Source organism: Variovorax sp. J22G73 (assembly GCF_030317035.1).
Taxonomy (GTDB): Bacteria; Pseudomonadota; Gammaproteobacteria; order Burkholderiales; family Burkholderiaceae_C; genus Variovorax.
The window spans coordinates 1,355,442-1,374,988 of sequence record NZ_JASZYK010000001.1; the positions used below are offsets into that span (position 1 = coordinate 1,355,442).

Consider the following 19,547-nt stretch of genomic DNA (forward strand, 5'->3'; position numbering starts at 1 on the left):
CTCGGCGGCGTTTCGTCGCATCGCGGCTGCGCCGCGTGGCGCTCCTTTCTAGAGTCCGTTTCCGAAGACACCCCCGTCTTCGGCAACCGGCCCAACGAAAGGAACCACGCCATGGAACGCCGTCAATTCGCCCGCTCCCTGCTCGCCGCCACCGGCGCACTGGCCCTCGGCGCCAGGGCCGCCGAAGAGGCCTCCGGCAGCTCGCTCCCACCCGCCGCGCAGGCCGCGCCTGCATCCGCTTCCGCACCGGCGGCCGCATCCCCCACGCTGAAGCCCTTCGTCTTCGAACAGGACGAGACCTTCTGGTTCGAAACGCTTCGCTCCTTCGGCCACATCGCCTACGGCGGCGCTGACTTCGGCGAAGTGCTGGCCACCGCGCAACGTATCCGCAGCGGCGACTACGACAGCTGGCACGACGAATGGAAGCTCACCGCCGACCGCGTCGCCGCCGAAGCGCAGAAGAGCCAGGACGGCGGCCACGCCGTGAGCGCGCGAGACGCCTTCCTTCGCGCCTCCAACTACTACCGCAGCGCGGAATTCTTCCTGCACGGCAACCCGGGTGATCCGCGCATCGCGTCGGCCTACGACCGCAGCGTGCAAAGCTTTCGCGCCGCGGCCCGGCTCACGGGCGGGGCCGTGGAGCCGGTGCGCATCCGCTACGAAGGCACCAGCCTGCCGGGCTACTTCTATCGCGCGGCTGGGCAGGGGCAGGGCAAGGCAACAGGCAAGTCCACGGCCAGGCGTCGGCCCACCGTGGTCATGCACAACGGCTTCGACGGCTCGGTCGAGGAGATGCACTACGTCGCCGCCGTCGCGCTGGCCGAGCGCGGCTACAACGTGCTGAGCTTCGACGGCCCCGGCCAGCCCGGCCCGATGCACCGCGAAGGCCTGGTGCTACGGCCCGATTGGGAACACGTGGTGGGCCCGGTGCTCGACCATGTGCTGGCGCGGCCCGACGTCGATGCGCGCCGCGTCGCGCTGCTGGGCAACAGCCTGGGCGGCGTGCTGGCGCCGCGCGCGGCGGCGTTCGAGCCGCGCATCCGTGCGCTGGTGGCGCTCGACGGCATCTACGACATGGGCCTGAAGACGCTGCCGATGTTCGGCGGGCAGCGCGAGGTGGCGCGGCGCGTTCTCACCGCGCCCTCGGCGCCCGACATCGACAAGGCGCTGGCCCAGATGGCCGCGCACGACTCGCAGGCGCGCTGGGCCTTCAGCCACGGCGCATGGGTGACGGGCAAGGGCACGGCGCGCGGCTACCTGTCGACGCTGCTCGACTACCACGTGGCCGACGGCATCGCCGAGCGCATCCAGTGCCCGACGCTGGTGTGCGCCGCCTCGAACGACATGTTCTTCAAGGGCCAGCCCGAGATGCTGCATGCGCACCTGACCTGCCCCAAGACCTTCATGGCGCTCGACGACACGCTGGGTGCCGGGGCGCATTGCCACGTGGGCGCCCAGCGGCTGGCGATGGCGCGCATCGGCGACTGGCTGGACACGACCTTCGCCTGAACTTTCCGCTCACTGCCTCGCGGCGGCGAGCGAGCAAACCGACGGTCAGGCCGCCGGCCGCGGCTCCTCGACCAGGTCGTCGTCCAGGTGCGGGTCCGCCGGCTGCCCGCGCAGCTTGCGCACCGTGCGCTTGATCCAGTGCTCGATGTCGTCGATGTACGTGAACACCGCCGGCACCACCAGCAGGCTCAGCACGGTCGAGGTGATGAGCCCGCCGATCACCGCCATCGCCATCGGCGAGCGGAAGCTGGAGTCGGCCGCGCCGAAGCCGACCGCGATGGGCAGCATGCCCGCGCCCATGGCCAGCGTGGTCATGATGATGGGCCGCGCCCGCTTGTGGCAGGCGTCGCGCAGCGCGTCCCAGCGGCTCATGCCGTGGTCGCGGCGCGCCACGATGGCGTACTCCACCAACAGGATGGAGTTCTTGGTCGCGATGCCCATGAGCATGATGAGCCCGATGAGCGAGGGCATCGACAGCGCCTTCTGCCCGATCAGCAACCCCACGAATGCACCGCCGAGCGCCAGCGGCAACGCGCACAGGATGGTCACCGGGTGCAGGAAGTCCTTGAAGAGCAGCACCAGCACGATGTAGATGCACAGCACGCCCGTGAGCATCGCCAGACCGAAGCTGGCGAACAGCTCGGTCATGACCTCGGCGTCGCCCACCTCGGCAATGCGCACGCCCGGCGGCAGCTTGACGATGGACGGCAGCTTGGTCACCGCGGCCTTGGCGTCGCCCAGGCCCACGCCGGACAGCTCGATCTCGAAGTTCACGTTGCGCGAGCGGTCGTAGCGGTCGATCACGGCCGGGCCGCCTTCCATGGTGAGCGAGGCCACCTGGTTCAGCATGACCGGCCCGCGCGCGCTGGGCACCGACAGGCGCCCGAGCAGGTCGATGTCCTGGCGCGCCGAGTCTTCCAGCTTCACCACGATGGGCACCTGCCGCTGCGCGAGGTTGAGCTTGGCCAGCGACTGGTCGTAGTCGCCCAGCGTGGCCACGCGCAGCGTTTCCGCGATGGCCGAGCTGGTCACGCCCAGGTCGGCGGCGCGCGCGAAGTCGGGGCGCACCGCGATCTCCGGGCGGATCAGGCTCGCGGTCGAGGTGATGTTGCCCAGGCCGGGAACGGTGCGCAGGTCTTTTTCGACCGCGCTGGCGGCCGTGGCCAGCGCCACCGGGTCTTCGCCGGTGAGCGCCAGGATGTACTTCTCGCCCGAGCCGCCCAGGCCCACCGTGCTGCGCACGCCGGGCAGCGTCTCGAGCGCGGTGCGGATCTGGTTCTCGATCACCTGCTTGCGTGGCCGGTCGCCGCGCGGGTCCAGCTTGATGGTGAGCGTGGCCTTGCGCGTCTCGGGCGTGCCGAAGCTCGCGAACGGGTCGCCACCCGCGCTGCCGCCGGCCACCGTGGTGTACACGCTCTTCACGTGCGCGATCTGCATCACGCGGCGGCGCGTTTCCTCGGCCGCGGCCGTGGTCTGCGCCAGCGTGGAGCCGGGCGCCAGCGACAGGTAGATCTGGGTCTGCGAGTTGTCGTCCGGCGGAATGAAACCGGTCTTCAGCAGCGGAATCATGGCCAGCGAGCCGAAGAAGAACAGGGTGGCCAGCACCATGGTCTTGAAGCGGTTGTGCGTGGTCCAGCCCACCGCGCGCATGTACCAGCGCAGCCAGCCGGGCTCGACCTCCTTGGTGACGATGGGCTTCAGGATGTAGGCCGCCATCATCGGCGTGAGCACCCGCGCCACCACCAGCGAGGCGAACACGGCGAGCGACGCCGTCCAGCCGAACTGCTTGAAGAACTTGCCGGCCACGCCGCTCATGAAGGCCGTGGGCAGGAACACCGCGATGAGCGTGAAGGTGGTGGCGATCACCGCCAGCCCGATTTCGTCGGCCGCCTCCATGGCCGCCTGGTAGGGCGTCTTGCCCATGCGCAGGTGGCGCACGATGTTCTCGACCTCCACGATGGCGTCGTCCACCAATATGCCGACCACCAGCGACAGCGCCAGCAGCGAGATCACGTTCACCGAGAAGCCCAGCAGGTGCATGCCGATGAAGGCCGGAATGACCGACATGGGCAGCGCCACGGCCGACACGAAGGTGGCGCGCCAGTCGCGCAGGAACAGCCACACCACGATCACCGCCAGGATGGCGCCTTCGTACAGCAGGTGCAGCGAGCCGTTGTATTCCTCTTCCACCGGGTCGACGAAGTTGAAGGCCTCGGTCAGCTCGATGTCGGGGCGCTGCACGCGCATGTCGGCCAGCGCCTTCTGCACCGCGTGGCCCACCTCGACCTCGCTGGCGCCGCGGCTGCGCGCCACCTCGAAGCCCACCACCGGCTTGCCGTTGAGCAGCGCGCCCGCGCGCGGCTCGGCGATGGTGTCGCTGATGCGCGCCACCTGGTCGAGCCGGATGCGCCGGCCGTCGCTCAGCGCAATCTGCATGTCGCGCAGCTGGTCGGCCGATTGCACCGTGGCCAGCGTGCGCACCGGCTGCTCGCTGCCACCCAGGTCGAAGCGGCCGCCCGCGCTCTCGGTCTGCACCTGGCGCAGCTGGCGCGAGATGTCGCCGGCCGAGGCGCCCAGCGCCTGCAGCTTGACCGGGTCGAGGTCCACGTGCACCTGGCGCGTGGCACCGCCCACGCGGTTGACCGCGCCGACGCCGGGCAGCGCGAGCAGCTTCTTGGTGATGTCGTTGTCCACGTACCAGCTGAGCGCCTCGTCGTCCATCTGCGAGGAGGCGATGGTGAAGGCCAGCACCGGCTGGCCCGCCAGGTCGAGCTTGGTGACCACCGGGTCGCGCACGTCGGCCGGCAGGTCGGCGCGCACGCGCTGCACCGCCGAGCGCACGTCGTCCACGGCCTCCTGCACGGGTTTTTCGAGGCGGAACTCGACGATGAGGGTGGCGGCGCCGTCCTGCACCTTGGTGGTGATGTGCTTCAGGCCCTGCACGGTGGCGATGGAGTTCTCGAGCTTGCGCGCGACGTCGGTCTCCAGCTGCGAAGGCGCGGCACCGGGCAGCGACGCCGAGACCGTGACGGTCGGCAGGTCGATGTCCGGAAAGTTCTGCACCTTCATCGCGTTGAACGACAGCAACCCACCGAAGGTGAGCAGCACGAACAGCATCACCGCCGGAATCGGGTTGCGTATGGACCAGGCGGAAACGTTCATGGCGTGTCCTTGAAGGGGTTACTTGGCCGCGGCGGCGGAGGCCGCCGGCTGGGCCGCGGGGGCAGCGGTGGTTGCGGGTTGCGCAGCGGCGGCGGGCGCGGGCGCATCCACCACGCGCACGAAGTCGCCGTCGTTCAGGAAGCCCGCGCCTTGCACCACCACGCGCGCGCCGTCGGGCAGCGCGCTGGTGATCTCGATGCGGTCGTTCAGCCGACGGCCGACCTGCACCTTCAGCTGCATCACCTTGTTGTCGGGCTTGAGCACGAAGACGTTGTTGAAGCCGTCGCGCGGCACGATGGCGCTCTGCGGCACGGTGGGCGCCGTGCTGCGGCCCAGCTCGAAGTCGCCGCGCGCGAACATGCCGGCCTTGATGCCGGTGTTCTGCTGCACCGCGGGCAGGTCGACATACACCAGCGCCGCGCGCGTCTGCGGGTCGACCGTGGGCGCGATGCTGCGCACCTTGCCGCGCACCTGCGCGCCGCTGGCGCTCACCACGAAGGCGGTGGTGCCGACCGCGACGCGGCCCAGCTCGGCCGAGGTGACCTCGGCGCGCCATTCGAGGCGGCCCTGGCGGATCAGCCGGAACAGCTCGGTGCCGGCCGACACCACGCTGCCCACGGTGGCGGTGCGCGCGGAGATCACGCCGTCGTCGGGCGCCAGCACCTGCGTGTTGCGCCCGCGCACTTCCTGCGCGGCCAGCACGGCCTCGGCGGCCTCGACGCGCGCCTTGGCGGTCTGCTCGGTGGTCTGGTACTGGTTGATCTGCTGCTGGCTCAGCGCGCCGGTGGCCTGCAGCGTGCGGGCGCGCGCGGCGTTGCCGGCGGCGTCGGCCGCGGTGGCGCGGGCTTCGGCCAGCGAGGCGCGGCTCTGCGCGATGTCGGCGCGCACCGTCTCGGGCGAGAACACGGCCAGCACCTGGCCCTTCTTCACCACGTCGCCCACGTTCACGCGCACTTCGGCCAGCTTCAGCCCGTTCGACTCGGAGCCGACCACGGCCTCCTGCCAGGCGGCCACGTTGCCGTTGGCCGCGAGCGTGAGCATGAGCTCGGTGGCTTCGGGCTTGGCGACGGTGACGGTCAGCGCGGGCTTGGGCGCGTTGGCGCCGTCCTTCGTCTTGGCGGCGGTCGCGGCTTCGCCTGCCTTGTCGGCCGGCTTGCGCGTCATGAAGAAGACCGCCGCAAGCACGGCGACGAGCGCGATCAGCGCGATGGCAAGGGTGGAACGCTTCATTGATTTCATGGCGACGTCGCGACCTTGGCGGCCGGGGTGGTGGTCATTGAGGACGATTCGGAAGAGGAGGAAGACGTGGAGGACGTGGGGGAAGTGGACGGAACTTCGGCCGAAGCGTCCGCAGATGCGTCGACAGCCCGGTTCCAGCCCCCGCCCATCGAGCGGTACAGCGCCACCCACGCCTCGGTGCGCTCGCGCTGCAGCGAGACGCGCGCGGTCTGCGCGGTGAACAGCGTGCGCCGCGAATCCTCCAGCTCGAACAGGCTGGCAAGGCCGCTGCTGTAGCGGGCCTGCGTGGCGTCGAAGGAGGCCTGGTAGTTCTTCACCGCGCTGTCGGCGTCGGTGGTGCGGGCGTCGGTGGCGTCGAGGTTGACCAGCGCTTCTTCCACCTCGCGCACCGCCTGGCGCACGTTGGCGCGGTATAGCGACACGGCCTCGGTGTAGCGGGCCTTGGCGGCGTCGGTGTTGGCCTGGCGCGCGCCGCCGTCGAGCAGCGGCACGGTGAGCGACACGGGGCCCACGGTCCAGGTTTCCAGCGACTGGCGAAAGCCGCTCACGCGAATCTGCGAGCGGCCGATGTTGCCCGACACCGTGAGCTTCGGGTAGCGCTCGGCCTCGGCGGAGCCCACGTCGGCGCTGGCGGAGGCCACGCCGAGTTCGGCCGCGTAGACGTCGGGCCTTTGCGAGATCGCCTCGGCCGGCACGCTGGCGATGCTGCCCACGGCCGGCAGCACGCGCTGCGTGGGCGCGGCGGCGAGCTTCTGCGCGAGCGTGGGCTCTTCGATGCCGCTGAGCGCCACCAGCGCCTTGCGCTGCACGGCGCAGGTGGCGCGCTGCTGCGTCAGGCGGCCCGAGGCGTCGGAGGCGCTGGCGCGGGCCAGCGCGGCGTCCGCCGGCGCGGTGAAGCCGGCCTTGGCCGACAGCTCGGTGAGGCGCGAGGTTTCCGAGCGCGAGCGCGCATCGGACTCCGACACGCGCAGCTGCTCCTGGCAGGCGCGCTCGGCGAAGTACGCGTTGGCCGTTTCGGCGGCCACCGCCACGCGGGCGTCGTGCCACTTGGCGTTGGCGCTGTTCTGCTTGGCCTGCGCGGCGTCGCGGTCGGCGCGCAGGCGGCCGAACAGGTCGACCTCCCACTTCGACTGCAGGCCGGCCTGCAGCGTGGTGACGGGCGTGCTGGCCGACAGCTCGCCGCTGCTTGCGCTGCCCCCCGTGCTCGGCGCGCCCGAAGAAAAGCCCGAGGTGCCGCGGCTGGCCGACGCCGTGCCGTCCAGGCTGGGCAGCAGGGCGGCGCCGGCCTGCACGCGCGTGGAGCGCGCCTCGGCCACGCGCGCCGCGGCGCTGGCGACGTTGGGGCTCGCGGCCTCGGCGGCGCCGATGAGCTCGACCAGCAAGGGGTCGTCCAGCTGGCGCCACCAGTCGGCCAGCACGGCCAGCGAGCCGCCGTGCGGCAGCGGCGCGTTCCATTGCGCGGGGAAGGGCGCGGCCACCTGCGCGGGCGGTCGCGTCAGCGAGCAGCCCGCCAGGCCCAGGCCCAGGGGCAGTAACAAGGTGGCGATCAGTTTCAGTCGGCTTCTTTTCATTTCTTCAGCTTTCTCTCGGCGCGGCGGCGGGCCGCTTCGGCCTCCACCAGCGCCAGTGCATAGCCCGTGAGGCGGTCGGCCCAGGTGTCGATGGCGCGCGGCGTGCGCAGCAGCGACGGGCGAATCGCCTCGATGAAGTCCTGGCTCACGTAGAGCTGCATCGACAGCCCGGTGATGGCGAAGGTCAGGCGGTGGATGTCGTCGTCGGCGCGCTCCACCCCGAGGTGGCGGCACAGCAGCTCGGCGATGGCGCGGTGCGGGCCCTTGATTTCTCGGTCGAGCTCCTCGGCCCAGCGGCTGGTGGGCTCCAGCATTTCGCGCATGTGCAGCTGGATGCATTGCCGCACGATCTCGCCCTGCTTGAGCGGGTCGATCATCGTCACCATGCACACGCGCAGCGTGTCTTCCAGCGACCGGCCGGGCGTGCTGCAGGCGGCCATCAGGTCGTTGGCGTCGCCGCCCATCGGCTCGCAGAAGGTGGCGGCGTACAGCCCCTCCTTGTCGCCGAAGTAGTAGCTGATGGCCGAGATGTTGACCTCGGCCTCGCGGGCGATCTCGCGCGTGGAGGTCTTGGCGAAGCCCTTCCGCGCGAACAGCCGCAAGGCGGTGTGCAGCAGCCGGTGGCGTGCCTCGGCGCCGTCGCTGCGCGGTGCGCGGCGGGGGGGAGGCTGGGGGGCCGGGCTTCCCGGGCTGCCCGCGGTGAGGGAATCGCTCGCTTTCATGCGTGGCATTAAACCACGCACAAAATCAAACGATTGATTTACTTAAGGCTTGCTGAAGCGCTTTCTGCAAACGCTTCACCAACGCTACCTGGCGCGGAAAACAATCTCTTTCATCCGCTGCAGCCGCGGCGCAACAACCGGCACCGTGAGCATGGTGCTCGCCACCGCCATCAGCAGCAAGGCGGTGAAGGCCTCGTTGGTGATGAGCGCCTTGTCGAGCAGCACGTTGGCGAAGATGATCATGATCAGCGCCTTGGTCTGCAGCAGCCAGCCGATGAGCGCGCCTTCGCCCGGCTGCCAGCGCAGGATGCGCCCGGCCAGCAGCGTGCCGATGAGCTTGCCGCCCACCGACGCCACCAGCAGCACCGCCGCCGCCACGAACACCGCGGCGCCGCCCACCTCCCAGTTGGTGCGCAGGCCCGTGCTCAGGAAGAACACCGGCATCGCCACCAGCAGCACGTTGTGGCGCAGGCCGTCGAGCTGCTTCTGGTCGAACCAGTCGGCGTCCATCACCGCGCCGGCGATGAAGGCGCCCACCATGTAGTGCAGGCCCGACCAGTCCGCCCCCAGCCCGCACGCCGCGAGCCACACCAGGCCCAGGAACCAGCGGTCTTTTTCGGGAATGCGCACCATCGCCCAGCGAAAGGCCGCGCTCGCCACGGCGAACAGCGCAAGGAACGCGAGCTGCCTGCCCACGCGCTCCCAGTCCATGAGGATGAGCGCCAGCACGCCCCAGATCGCGATGTCGTCCAGGCTCGCGTAGCGCAGGATGCGCTGGCCGATGGGCTGGCGCAGGATCTGCAGCTTCTCCATGAACAGGATCAATATCGGCAGCGCCGTCACCGCGCACGACATGCCGATGCCCAGCACGAACTGCCAGGTCTGCGCCTTCGCCCCCATCCAGCCCGGAAACGCCAGCATCCCCAGCGCCGCCATGCTGCCGAACACCAGCGGCACGCCCAGCGCCAGCCCCGCGGTCACGCCGCTTTCGCGCCGGTGCTCCCAGGCCTTGCGCAGGTCGAGCTCGATGCCGGCGATCCACACGAACAGCATCACCGCCCACTGCGCGATGGCGTTGAGCGACTGGATCACCGGCGCGTTGAAGACGAACTTGTAGTACTCCGGAAACACCGCGCCCAGCACGCCCGGCCCGAGCACGATGCCCGTGACGATCTGCACCACCACCAGCGGCGCGAAATACTCGGTGCGACCGAGCCGCCACACGAGGTAGGGCGCGGTGAAGATGATCAGCATGGCGATCAGGAAGATCTCGGATGTGCTCATGGAAGGCGGGGCCGTGCGGCCTGAAAGAAAAGAGGGGGAAGCGCCGCAGTTTGTCATGGGCGCTGGCGGCGGGCGAGGGCGCTACGATCCCGCCATGCCCGCCGCCTCCACCGCACCGCCCGCCTTGCCCCTCGATGCAGAGGGCATCCTCGCGCTCGCCGCGCGCTCGATGTTCCACCTGTTCTCCAGCATCAGCCAGGGCATGTTCCTGGTCGACCGGGGCGGGCGCATCGTGTGGGTGAACGAGGGCTATCGGCGCTTCTTGCCGGCGCTGGGCTTCTCGTCCATCGACCAGTTCATGGGGCACATGGTGGAAGACGTGATCCCCAACACCCAGATGCGCCGCGTGCTCGAGACCGGCGAGCCGATATTGATCGACCTGCTGACCAACAAGGCCGGCACCTTCGTGGTCAGCCGCATTCCGCTGCGCGAGGAGCGCGAAGGCGCCGAAAGGGGAATGGGCGACGTCATCGGCGCCATCGGCATCGTGCTGTTCGACCAGCCCGAGACCACGCTGCAGCCGCTCATCAGCAAGTTCGCGCTGCTGCAGCGCGACCTCGACGACGCGCGCCGCGAGCTCGCGAGCCAGCGCGCCAACCCGCTGTACCAGCACGCGGCCGACGGGCAGCGCCGCTCCAAGTACACCTTTGCGAGCTTCATCGGCAGCAGCCCCGCGGCGGTCGAGGTGAAGCGCCATGCGCGCCGCGCCGCGCAGTCGGCCAGCCCGGTGCTGCTGCTGGGCGAGACCGGCACGGGCAAGGAGCTGCTGGCGCATGCCATCCATGCGTCGTCGGCGCGCGCCAAGGGGCAGTTCGTCAGCGTGAACATCGCGGCCGTGCCCGACACCCTGCTGGAGGCCGAGTTCTTCGGCTTCGCGCCCGGTGCCTTCACCGGCGCCGACAGGCGAGGGCGCGAGGGCAAGTTCAAGCTGGCCGACGGCGGCAGCCTGTTTCTCGACGAGATCGGCGACATGCCGCTGGGCCTGCAGGCCAAGCTGCTGCGCGCGCTGCAGGAGGGGGAGATCGAGCCGCTGGGCTCCAACAAGCTCGTGCCCTTCGACGCCCGCGTGATCGCCGCCACCTCGCGCGACCTGCCGGAGCTGGTGCGCCGCGGCCAGTTCCGCGAAGACCTGTACTACCGCCTCAACGTGCTGCCGCTGCGCGTGCCGCCGCTGCGCGACCGGCGCGCCGACATTCCCGCGCTGGTCGAGGCGCTGGGCGAGGACATGGCCCTGCGCAGCGGCGAAGCCCCGCCCGAGCTCACGCCCGACGCGCTCGCCCTGCTGGCCGGCCAGCACTGGCGCGGCAACATCCGCGAGCTGCGCAACGTGCTGGAGCAGGTGACCATGCGCAGCGACTCGCAGCGCATCGACGCCGCGCAACTCGAGCGCATCCTGCGCGAGGCCGGGCTGGAGCAGATCGAGCTGCCCGCCACGCTGCAAAGCGCGCACGACGCCGATGAGCAGGCCGCGCTGCTGCGCCCGCTCGCGCAGCAGGTGGCCGAGCTGGAGCGCAAGGCGATCGCGGCGGCGCTGGCGTCGAACGGCGGGAATAAGCTGGCGACGGCGCGGCTGCTGGGCATTTCGCGCGCGACGCTGTATGAGCGCATGACGAGCCAAGACGCCTGAATGCCTGAGCGTCTGAACACGGGTCGGCCCGGCCGCATCGAGCGGGCGATACTCCCGCCCCTGAACACAAACCCAACCCAGACCCGACGACCCATGAAGGCCCTTGCCCACATTGCCCGGCCCGCCGTTTGCCTCGTTTTCTGCGCCACCGCCGGCTTTTCCAGCCTCGCCAGCGCCGCCCCCCAATGCGCCAGCGAGGCCGTCGCCCGCGCCAGGAAGCTGCTGACCTTCCACTTCGGCGAGGACGACCGCATCCGCATCAGCCCCGACGTGAAGGAGATGGCGCCCATTCGCAACCCCGCCAACAAGAAGCAGCAGTTCAAGGTGCTCGAGGTGTGGGGCAGCATCTACAAGGGCGACTACCGCATGCGGCTCATCTACTACGTGTCGGGCAACGACTGCACGTTGATGGGCCAGGAAATTTTGGAGTACGCAAGCCTGTGAGCGTGAAGGCCCTGCGCTCCACCTTCGGGCCCAACTGCCACTGGTGCGGCCTGCCCATGGACTTCGACGAGCCGCACGGCCGGCCCGAGTCCGCGACCATCGAGCACCTGCTGGACGCCACGCTGGGCGGCCTGCGCTCGCAGAAGCACCGCCGCCTGGCGCACGCCGCCTGCAACCACGCGCGCAACGAGTTCAGGTTGCAGGCCGAGCGGCAGTTCAGGCAGTGGATCGCCGAACGCCAAGCCTCCGCGAAAACCCTGACTGATAAATAGACAGTCGACTGAAATTCAGACACGGCAAGTGTTCTGGATTCAGGCGAAGAGCGCTTTCCTCCAGCGAAGAAGCGTTTGTTATCAATAGGTTACCGGGTGGCACGAAGTGTGCAATATTCAGTCACCTTTATCAGGAGACAAAGAATGAACCGTCGCCACCTCGTCGCCCTGGCCGCACTCGCCGCCTGTGCCGCTGCCGCACCCGCCTGGGCCCAGTCCAACGAAATCCGCATCGCGCACATCTACAGCAAGACCGGCGCGCTGGAGGCCTACGGCAAGCAGACCCAGACCGGTTTCATGATGGGCCTGAACTACGCCACCGAAGGCACCATGACCGTGGCCGGCAAGAAGCTGGTGGTCATCGAGAAGGACGACCAGGGCAAGCCCGACCTGGGCAAGTCGCTGCTGGCTGCCGCCTACTCCGACGACAAGGCCGCGCTGGCCGTCGGCCCGACCGCCTCGGGCGTGGCGCTGGCCATGCTGCCGGTGGCCGAGGAGTACAAGAAGATCCTGCTGGTCGAGCCCGCCGTGGCCGACTCGATCACCGGCGACAAGTGGAACAAGTACATCTTCCGCACCGGCCGCAATTCGAGCCAGGACGCGATCTCCAACGCGGTGGCGGTCGACAAGGCCGGCGTTACCGTGGCCACGCTGGCCCAGGACAACGCCTTCGGCCGCGACGGCGTGAAGGCCTTCGGTGCCGCGCTGAAGAAGGCGAAGCTGGTGCACGAGGAATACCTGCCGCCCGCCACCACCGACTTCACCGCCGGCGCGCAGCGCCTGATCGACAAGCTGAAGGACCAGCCGGGCCGCAAGATCATCTGGATCGTGTGGGCCGGCGCGGGCAACCCGTTCAAGATCGTCGACCTCGACCTGAAGCGCTACAACATCGAGATCGCCACGGGCGGCAACATCCTGCCGGCCATGGCCGCCTACAAGAGCCTGCCGGGCATGGAAGGCGCGGCGTACTACTACTTCGGCATTCCGAAGAACCCGGTGAACGACGCGATGGTGTCGGCGCACTACAAGGAATTCAAGACGCCGCCGGACTTCTTCACGGCCGGCGGTTTCTCGGCCGCGATGGCGGTGGTGACGGCGCTGAAGAAGACCAACGGCGACACCAGCACCAACAAGCTCATCAGCACCATGGAAGGCATGAGCTTCGACACGCCCAAGGGCAAGATGACCTTCCGCAAGGAAGACCACCAGGCCATGCAGTCGATGTACCACTTCAAGATCAAGGTGGACCCGGCGTTCGCCTGGGGCGTGCCTGAACTGGTGCACGAGATCAAGCCCGAAGAGATGGACATTCCCATCAAGAACAAGCGCTGACCACGGCGCTTCAAGCCAACTGAACCCCGCGGCGCACGGAAGGCGCCGCCTCTTTTCGCCGCTTTCCTTTCGCCCCGGATGGCCGCCGGGCGAAGCGCCAGCGTTCGCATCCGCATGTGCGTTCGCATCCCCATGTGCGTTCGCGTGCGCGGCGTGTTTCCACGGTCGATTCGTCAGTCTGCAGAGCAAGCGTTCTATACCCACAACAGAAGGAGACAGCGATGCCAGCGATGAGATTCAACTGGAAGGGACTTGCCGCAGCCGCGGCCATGGCGGTGGCGGCGCATGCCGCGACGGCGGCGGTGCCGCTGCCGGCGCTGGGCGCCAACCCGGCGGAGGTGAGCGTGTCGGGCCTGTCGGCCGGCGGCTTCATGTCGGTGCAGCTGCACGTGGCTTACTCGGCCACCTTCAAGCGCGGCGCCGGCGTGGTGGCGGGCGGCCCGTTCTATTGCGCCGAAGGCTCGGTGCTCAACGCCACGGGGCGCTGCATGACGCACAGCACGAGCATTCCGGTGGCCTCGCTGGTGAGCACCACCAACAGCTGGGCCGCCAGCGGCGCGATCGACCCGGTGTCGAACCTGAGCGGCTCCAAGGTGTACCTGTTCTCGGGCACCTCCGACAACACGGTGAAGCAGGCCGTCATGGACGACCTGAAGACCTACTACCAGAGCTTCGTGCCCGCGGCCAACACGGTCTACCGGAACAACGTGGGCGCGGGCCACGCCATGGTGACCGACGACTACGGCGGCGCCTGCAGCACCACGGCCTCGCCGTACATCAACAACTGCGGGCTCGACCTGGCGGGCGAGATCCTCACGCAGCTCTACGGGCCGCTGAACCCGCGCAACAACGGCGCGCTGGGCGGCACCTTCACCGAGTTCAACCAGTCGGAGTTCATCACCGGCCACGGCATGGCCGCCACGGGCTGGCTCTACGTGCCGCAGGCCTGCACCACCACCTCGTGCCGCGTGCACCTGGTGCTGCACGGCTGCAAGCAGAACTACACCGACGTGGGCGACCAGTACGTGAAGAAGACCGGCTACAACCGCTGGGCCGACACCAACAACATCGTGCTGGTCTACCCGCAGACCAGCACCGCGGCCACCAACAGCTGCTGGGACTGGTGGGGCTATGACAACGCCAACTACTCGAAGAAGTCGGGCCCGCAGATGGCGGCCATGAAGGCCATGATCGACCGCGTCACCGGCACGTCGGGCGGCAGCGGCCTGCCGGCGCCGGTGGGCGTGGGCACCTCGGGCGCGACCGCCAGCAGCATGGTGATCGGCTGGGCCGGCGTGAGCGGCGCCACCGGCTACAACGTGTACCGCGGCGGCAGCAAGGTGAACGCGTCGCCCGTCACGGCCACCAGCTACACCGACACCGGCCTGGCCGCGTCGACCACCTACAGCTGGACCGTGGCCGCGCTGAACGCCAGCAATGCCGAGGGCGCCATGTCCGCCGCGGCCACCGGCAGCACGCTGGCCGGCAGCGGTGGCGGGGGTGGAGGCACCTGCTTCACCGCGAGCAACTACACGCACACCATCGCCGGGCGGGCCTACGCGCTGTACGGGCTCACGTACGCCTACGGCTCGAACCAGTCGATGGGCCTGTGGAACATCTACGCGACCACCACGCTGAAGCAGACCGGCCCCAACTACTACGTGATCGGCAGCTGCTGAGGCCGCGCACCTTTTGTTTTTATCGACTTGCTGATTCGCATGACCAACGATGCTTGAGACCCGAGAACTGACCATCCGCTTCGGCGGGCACGTGGCCGTCAACAACGTGAGCTGCGCCTTCGCGCCGGGCACGCTGACGGCCATCGTCGGCCCCAACGGGGCGGGCAAGACCACCTACTTCAACCTGATCTCGGGCCAGCTCAAGGCGAGCGCCGGCACGGTCACGCTCGACGGGCAGCTGCTGTCGGGCCTGTCGCCGTCCGCGCGCACGCACGCGGGGCTGGGGCGTGCGTTTCAGCTGACCAACCTGTTCCCCAACCTCACGGTGCTGGAGAACGTGCGCCTGGCCGTGCAGGCCACGCGCGAGGGCGCGCACCGGCGCGGGCTGAACCTGTGGAGCATCTGGAGCGACCACAAGGCGCTGACCGAGCGGGCCGACCAGATCCTGGCCGATGTGGCCCTGAAGTCGCGCGAGCACGCCACGGTGGCCAGCCTGCCGCACGGCGATCAGCGCAAGCTGGAGGTGGCGCTGCTGATGGCGCTGGAGCCGAAGGTGTTCATGTTCGACGAGCCCACAGCCGGCATGAACGCGGCCGAGGCGCCGGTCATCCTCGACCTGATCCGCAAGCTGAAGCAGGACAAGACCAAGACCATTTTGCTGGTGGAGCACAAGATGGACGTGGTGCGCGAGCTGGCCGACCGCATCATCGTGCTGCACAACGGCACGCTGGTGGCCGACGGCGAGCCGGCGGAGGTGATCGCCTCGCCGGTGGTGCAGGAGGCCTACCTGGGCATCGCGAAGGAGGCCGCATGAGCACCGACAACCTCTTGACCCTCGAGGGCGTGCACACGCACATCGGGGCGTACCACATCCTTCACGGCGTCGACCTCGCGGTGCCGCGCGGGCAGCTCACCATGCTGCTGGGGCGCAACGGCGCGGGCAAGACGACCACGCTGCGAACCATCATGGGCCTGTGGCATGCGTCGCAGGGCAGGGTGCGCTTCGGCGACAAGGAAATCACGACACAGCACACGCCGCAGATCGCCGGCCTGGGCATTGCCTACGTGCCCGAGAACATGGGCATCTTCTCGGACCTCACGGTGAAGGAGAACATGCTGCTGGCCGCGCGCGGCGCCAAGAACGCGCAGCAGATCGACGACACGCGGCTGAAGTGGATCTTCAAGCTGTTCCCCGCGGTGGAGAAGTTCTGGAACCACCCGGCGGGCAAGCTCTCGGGCGGGCAGAAGCAGATGCTGGCCGTGTCGCGCGCCATCGTGGAGCCGCGCGAGCTGCTCATCATCGACGAGCCCAGCAAGGGCCTGGCGCCCGTGATGATCAACAACATGATCGACGCCTTCGCGGAGCTGAAGCGCAGCGGCGTGACCATCCTGCTGGTCGAGCAGAACATCAACTTCGCCCAGCGCCTGGGCGACTCCGTCGCGGTGATGGACAACGGCCGCGTGGTGCATGCGGGGTCGATGGCGGCGTTCTCCGAGGACGCGCAGTTGCAGCAATCTCTTCTGGGCCTGGCGCTATGACGTATTCGATGACTTGTTCCCTCTCCCGCTTGCGGGAGAGGGCTAGGGTGAGGGCAGGCGGCCTGTGCAATGGCCGCGCCCTCGCGTGGGTGCCGCTGGCCCTCACCCCAACCCTCTCCCCGCAAGGGGAGAGGGAGCAAGACCAGCAGGGGGCGCGCGCATGACCAAGCTCGACTTCGACTGGAAGCCCCTCCTGCTCGCCCCCGTGCTCGCCCTGGTCGCGCTGCCCCTCACCGGCTCCTTCTCGACCTGGCTCACGCTCACGGTGGCCGGCCTGGCCATGGGCATGATCATCTTCATCATCGCCTCGGGTCTCACGCTGGTGTTCGGGCTGATGGACGTGCTGAACTTCGGCCATGGCGTGTTCATCGCGCTGGGCGCCTTCGTGGCCAGCAGCGTGCTCGGCCTGATGGGCGACTGGACCGGCTCTGGCGAGCTGTGGCGCAACCTGGTGGCGGTGTTCCCGGCCATGCTGGTCGCGATGCTCGTGGCCGGCGCCGTGGGCCTGGCGTTCGAGCGCTTCATCGTGCGGCCCGTGTACGGCCAGCACCTGAAGCAGATCCTCATCACCATGGGCGGCATGATCATCGGCGAGGAGCTCATCAAGGTGATCTGGGGGCCGGCGCAGGTTCCGCTGCCGCTGCCCGAGGCCCTGCGCGGCTCGCTGCTCATCGGCGACGCCGCCATCAGCAAGTACCGCCTGCTCGCGGTGGCCGTCGGCGTGGTGGTGTTCGGCGTGCTCGCCTGGACGCTGGGCCGCACCAAGATCGGCCTGCTCATTCGCGCCGGCGTGCAGGACCGCGAGATGGTCGAGTCGCTGGGCTACCGCATCGGCCGGCTCTTTGTGGGCGTGTTCGTGGTGGGCAGCGCGCTGGCCGGCCTGGGCGGCGTGATGTGGGGGCTCTTTCAGCAGAACCTGGTGCCGCAGATGGGCGCGCAGGTGAACGTGCTGATCTTCATCGTCATCATCATCGGCGGGCTGGGCTCGACGGGCGGGGCGCTCATCGGCGCGCTGCTGGTGGGGCTGATGACCAACTACATCGGCTTCCTGGTGCCCACGCTCACGCAGTTCGCGAGCATCTTCCTGATGGTGGCCGTGCTGCTGTGGCGCCCGCAGGGCGTGTACCCCGTGGCGAACCGTTGAGGAGAAAGCCGTCATGTTCCTGAAACGACTTCTCTCCAACGACATGCCGCGCAGCCGCCTGCTGGCGCTGCTGCTGGTGGTGCTGTTCATTGCGCTGGCGTTCGCGCCGTTCATCTTCCCGGGCGTGAAGGCGCTCAGCGTCGCGGCCAAGATCCTGGTGTTCGTGGTGCTGGTGGCCAGCTTCGACCTGCTGCTGGGCTACACCGGCATCGTGAGCTTCGCGCACACGATGTTCTTCGGCATCGGTGCCTACGGCATCGCCATCTCGGCCTCGCGGCTGGGCCCGAACTGGGGCGCGGTGCTGGTGGGGCTGGGTGCTTCTCTGGCGGTGTCGCTGGTGCTCTCGTTCGCCATCGGCCTGTTCTCGCTGCGGGTGCGCGCGATTTTCTTCGCGATGATCACGCTGGCCGTGGCCTCGGCGTTCCAGACGCTGGCCTCGCAGCTGTCGGACTTCACCGGCGGCGAAGACGGCCTGACCTTCAAGCTGCCCGAGCTGATCTCGCCGAGCTTCGAGTTCGCCGAAGAGCCGTTCCTGGGCGTGTCGCTCGACGGCCGGCTGCTGTGCTACTACCTGCTGTTCGTGGCGGCCGTGGTGCTGGTGCTGGCGCTGCTGCGCATCGTGAACTCGCCCTTCGGCCGCGTGCTGCAGGCCATTCGCGAGAACGAGTTCCGCGCCGAGGCCATCGGCTACCGCGTGGTGGTGTACCGCACCACGGCGGCCGTGCTGTCGGCGCTGTTCGCCACGCTGGCCGGCGCCATGCTGGCCATCTGGCTGCGCTACAACGGGCCGGACACCTCGCTGAGCTTCGAGATCATGATCGACGTGCTGCTGATCGTGGTGATCGGCGGCATGGGCACCATCTACGGCGCGGCCATCGGCGCGGTGCTGTTCGTCATTGCGCAGAGCTACCTGCAAGACCTGCTGCGCATGGGCAGCGAGGCCGCCAGCGGCCTGCCATGGCTGGCCGCGCTGCTGTCGCCCGACCGCTGGCTGCTGTGGCTGGGCGTGCTGTTCGTGCTGTCCGTGTATTACTTCCCGACGGGCATCGTCGGCAAACTGCGAGCAAGGGCCGCGCGATGAGCGAACACCACATGCCACTGTCGCGCTATGCGCAGCTCGCGGGCCGCGAGGTCCACTGGGTCGAATGGGGCGCGGAGGACGCGCCGGTGGTCATCGCCTGGCACGGCCTGGCGCGCACCGGGCGCGACATGGACGAGCTGGCGCAGCACTTTGCAGCGCGCGGCTTTCGCGTGATCTGCCCCGACACCATCGGCCGCGGCCTGAGCCAGTGGAGCCCGCTGCCCGACGAGGAATACAAGCTGCAGTTCTACGCGCGCATCGCCAATGCGCTGTGCGACGAGCTGCGGCTGGGGCGCGTGCACTGGGTCGGCACGTCGATGGGCGGGGCCATCGGCACGGTGTGCGCGTCGGGCCTGTTCGAGCCGCGCATGAAGGCGCGCATCGCGAGCCTGGTGCTCAACGACAACGCGCCCGAGCTGGCGCAGCCGGCCATCGAGCGCATCCGCGCCTATGCCGGCCAGCCGCCGGCGTTCGACACGGTGGTCGAGCTGGAGGCCTTCTTTCGCACGGTCTACAAGCCCTACGGCTGGCTCAGCGACGCGCAGTGGCGCCGGCTGACCGAGACCTCCACGCGCCGCCTGGCGGACGGCCGCGTCACGCCGCACTACGACCCGGCCATGGTTCGGCAGTTCAGCGCGCACGACAACGACTACCTGATCTGGCCGCACTACGACGCCATCGAGGTGCCGGTGCTGTGCCTGCGCGGCGCCGAGTCGGACCTGGTGCTGCCCGAGGTGATCGCGCGGATGCAGGGGCGCGGCCCGGGCGCCGCCGGCAGGCTGCAGGTGATCGAAGTGCCTGCCTGCGGACACGCGCCGGCGCTGAACGTGCTGGAACAACTGCAGCCGATCGAAGGGTTTATTCGCGCGGCCGGCGCCTGAGGCAGGGCGGCGTGACAATCGCGCCGACCCTCACCCACCCAGAGCCTCAAGGCCTTCGAAC

16 protein-coding genes are annotated in these 19,547 nt (G+C 69.1%); 11 read left to right on the forward strand and 5 right to left on the reverse strand.

Going from position 1 to position 19,547, the window contains the following annotated elements; genetic code table 11:
- Window positions 1-111 precede the first annotated feature (111 nt).
- A complete protein-coding gene (locus tag QTI51_RS06390; RefSeq protein WP_207786662.1) occupies window positions 112-1,509 on the forward strand; it encodes an alpha/beta hydrolase family protein in 1,398 nt (465 codons plus the stop codon).
- 45 nt (window positions 1,510-1,554) lie between these two features.
- Here QTI51_RS06390 and QTI51_RS06395 read toward each other — a convergent pair whose 3' ends face one another.
- The 5 genes from QTI51_RS06395 to QTI51_RS06415 form a co-directional block, all read right to left on the reverse strand.
- Window positions 1,555-4,671, reverse strand: a complete 3,117-nt coding sequence (locus tag QTI51_RS06395; RefSeq protein WP_116908800.1) for an efflux RND transporter permease subunit — start codon at window positions 4,669-4,671, stop codon at window positions 1,555-1,557.
- An 18-nt stretch (window positions 4,672-4,689) separates the two neighbouring features.
- Window positions 4,690-5,910 carry an efflux RND transporter periplasmic adaptor subunit gene (locus tag QTI51_RS06400; protein ID WP_116908801.1) on the reverse strand — a complete coding sequence of 407 codons (1,221 nt, stop codon included), beginning with the start codon at window positions 5,908-5,910 and terminating at the stop codon, window positions 4,690-4,692.
- Entirely contained in the window at window positions 5,907-7,481 is a 1,575-nt protein-coding gene (locus tag QTI51_RS06405) for an efflux transporter outer membrane subunit (RefSeq protein ID WP_116908802.1), read from the reverse strand. The genes QTI51_RS06400 and QTI51_RS06405 overlap by 4 nt, the downstream gene beginning before the upstream one ends.
- A complete protein-coding gene (locus QTI51_RS06410; RefSeq protein WP_116908803.1) occupies window positions 7,478-8,212 on the reverse strand; it encodes a TetR/AcrR family transcriptional regulator in 735 nt (244 codons plus the stop codon). Before QTI51_RS06410 ends, QTI51_RS06405 begins: the two co-directional genes overlap by 4 nt.
- A gap of 75 nt (window positions 8,213-8,287) precedes the next feature.
- A complete protein-coding gene (locus QTI51_RS06415; protein WP_116908804.1) occupies window positions 8,288-9,487 on the reverse strand; it encodes a cation:proton antiporter in 1,200 nt (399 codons plus the stop codon).
- 94 nt (window positions 9,488-9,581) lie between these two features.
- Here QTI51_RS06415 and QTI51_RS06420 point away from each other — a divergent pair, with 94 nt between their 5' ends.
- From QTI51_RS06420 to QTI51_RS06465, 10 genes are all read left to right on the forward strand, one after another.
- Window positions 9,582-11,114 carry a sigma-54 interaction domain-containing protein gene (locus QTI51_RS06420; protein ID WP_116908805.1) on the forward strand — a complete coding sequence of 511 codons (1,533 nt, stop codon included), beginning with the start codon at window positions 9,582-9,584 and terminating at the stop codon, window positions 11,112-11,114.
- A gap of 93 nt (window positions 11,115-11,207) precedes the next feature.
- Window positions 11,208-11,558 carry a hypothetical protein gene (locus QTI51_RS06425; protein WP_116908806.1) on the forward strand — a complete coding sequence of 117 codons (351 nt, stop codon included), beginning with the start codon at window positions 11,208-11,210 and terminating at the stop codon, window positions 11,556-11,558.
- Entirely contained in the window at window positions 11,555-11,830 is a 276-nt protein-coding gene (locus QTI51_RS06430; protein WP_116908807.1) for a hypothetical protein, read from the forward strand. The genes QTI51_RS06425 and QTI51_RS06430 overlap by 4 nt, the downstream gene beginning before the upstream one ends.
- Before the next feature lie 144 nt (window positions 11,831-11,974).
- Window positions 11,975-13,162, forward strand: coding sequence for a substrate-binding domain-containing protein (locus QTI51_RS06435; RefSeq protein ID WP_116908808.1), 1,188 nt, complete (start codon window positions 11,975-11,977; stop codon window positions 13,160-13,162).
- 221 nt (window positions 13,163-13,383) lie between these two features.
- The gene (locus QTI51_RS06440) at window positions 13,384-14,841 is read left to right on the forward strand and encodes an extracellular catalytic domain type 2 short-chain-length polyhydroxyalkanoate depolymerase (protein ID WP_116908809.1); all 1,458 of its coding nucleotides are present in this window, start codon (window positions 13,384-13,386) and stop codon (window positions 14,839-14,841) included.
- Window positions 14,842-14,890: 49 nt separating this feature from the next.
- The gene (locus QTI51_RS06445) at window positions 14,891-15,655 is read left to right on the forward strand and encodes an ABC transporter ATP-binding protein (RefSeq protein ID WP_116908810.1); all 765 of its coding nucleotides are present in this window, start codon (window positions 14,891-14,893) and stop codon (window positions 15,653-15,655) included.
- Window positions 15,652-16,380: an ABC transporter ATP-binding protein gene (locus QTI51_RS06450; protein ID WP_116908811.1), complete on the forward strand. Its 729-nt coding sequence runs from the start codon at window positions 15,652-15,654 to the stop codon at window positions 16,378-16,380. The genes QTI51_RS06445 and QTI51_RS06450 overlap by 4 nt, the downstream gene beginning before the upstream one ends.
- A gap of 160 nt (window positions 16,381-16,540) precedes the next feature.
- A complete protein-coding gene (locus tag QTI51_RS06455; RefSeq protein ID WP_116908812.1) occupies window positions 16,541-17,524 on the forward strand; it encodes a branched-chain amino acid ABC transporter permease in 984 nt (327 codons plus the stop codon).
- Between the two features lie 13 nt (window positions 17,525-17,537).
- The gene (locus QTI51_RS06460) at window positions 17,538-18,605 is read left to right on the forward strand and encodes a branched-chain amino acid ABC transporter permease (protein WP_116908813.1); all 1,068 of its coding nucleotides are present in this window, start codon (window positions 17,538-17,540) and stop codon (window positions 18,603-18,605) included.
- Window positions 18,602-19,486 carry an alpha/beta fold hydrolase gene (locus tag QTI51_RS06465; protein WP_116908814.1) on the forward strand — a complete coding sequence of 295 codons (885 nt, stop codon included), beginning with the start codon at window positions 18,602-18,604 and terminating at the stop codon, window positions 19,484-19,486. The genes QTI51_RS06460 and QTI51_RS06465 overlap by 4 nt, the downstream gene beginning before the upstream one ends.
- Window positions 19,487-19,547 lie beyond the last annotated feature (61 nt).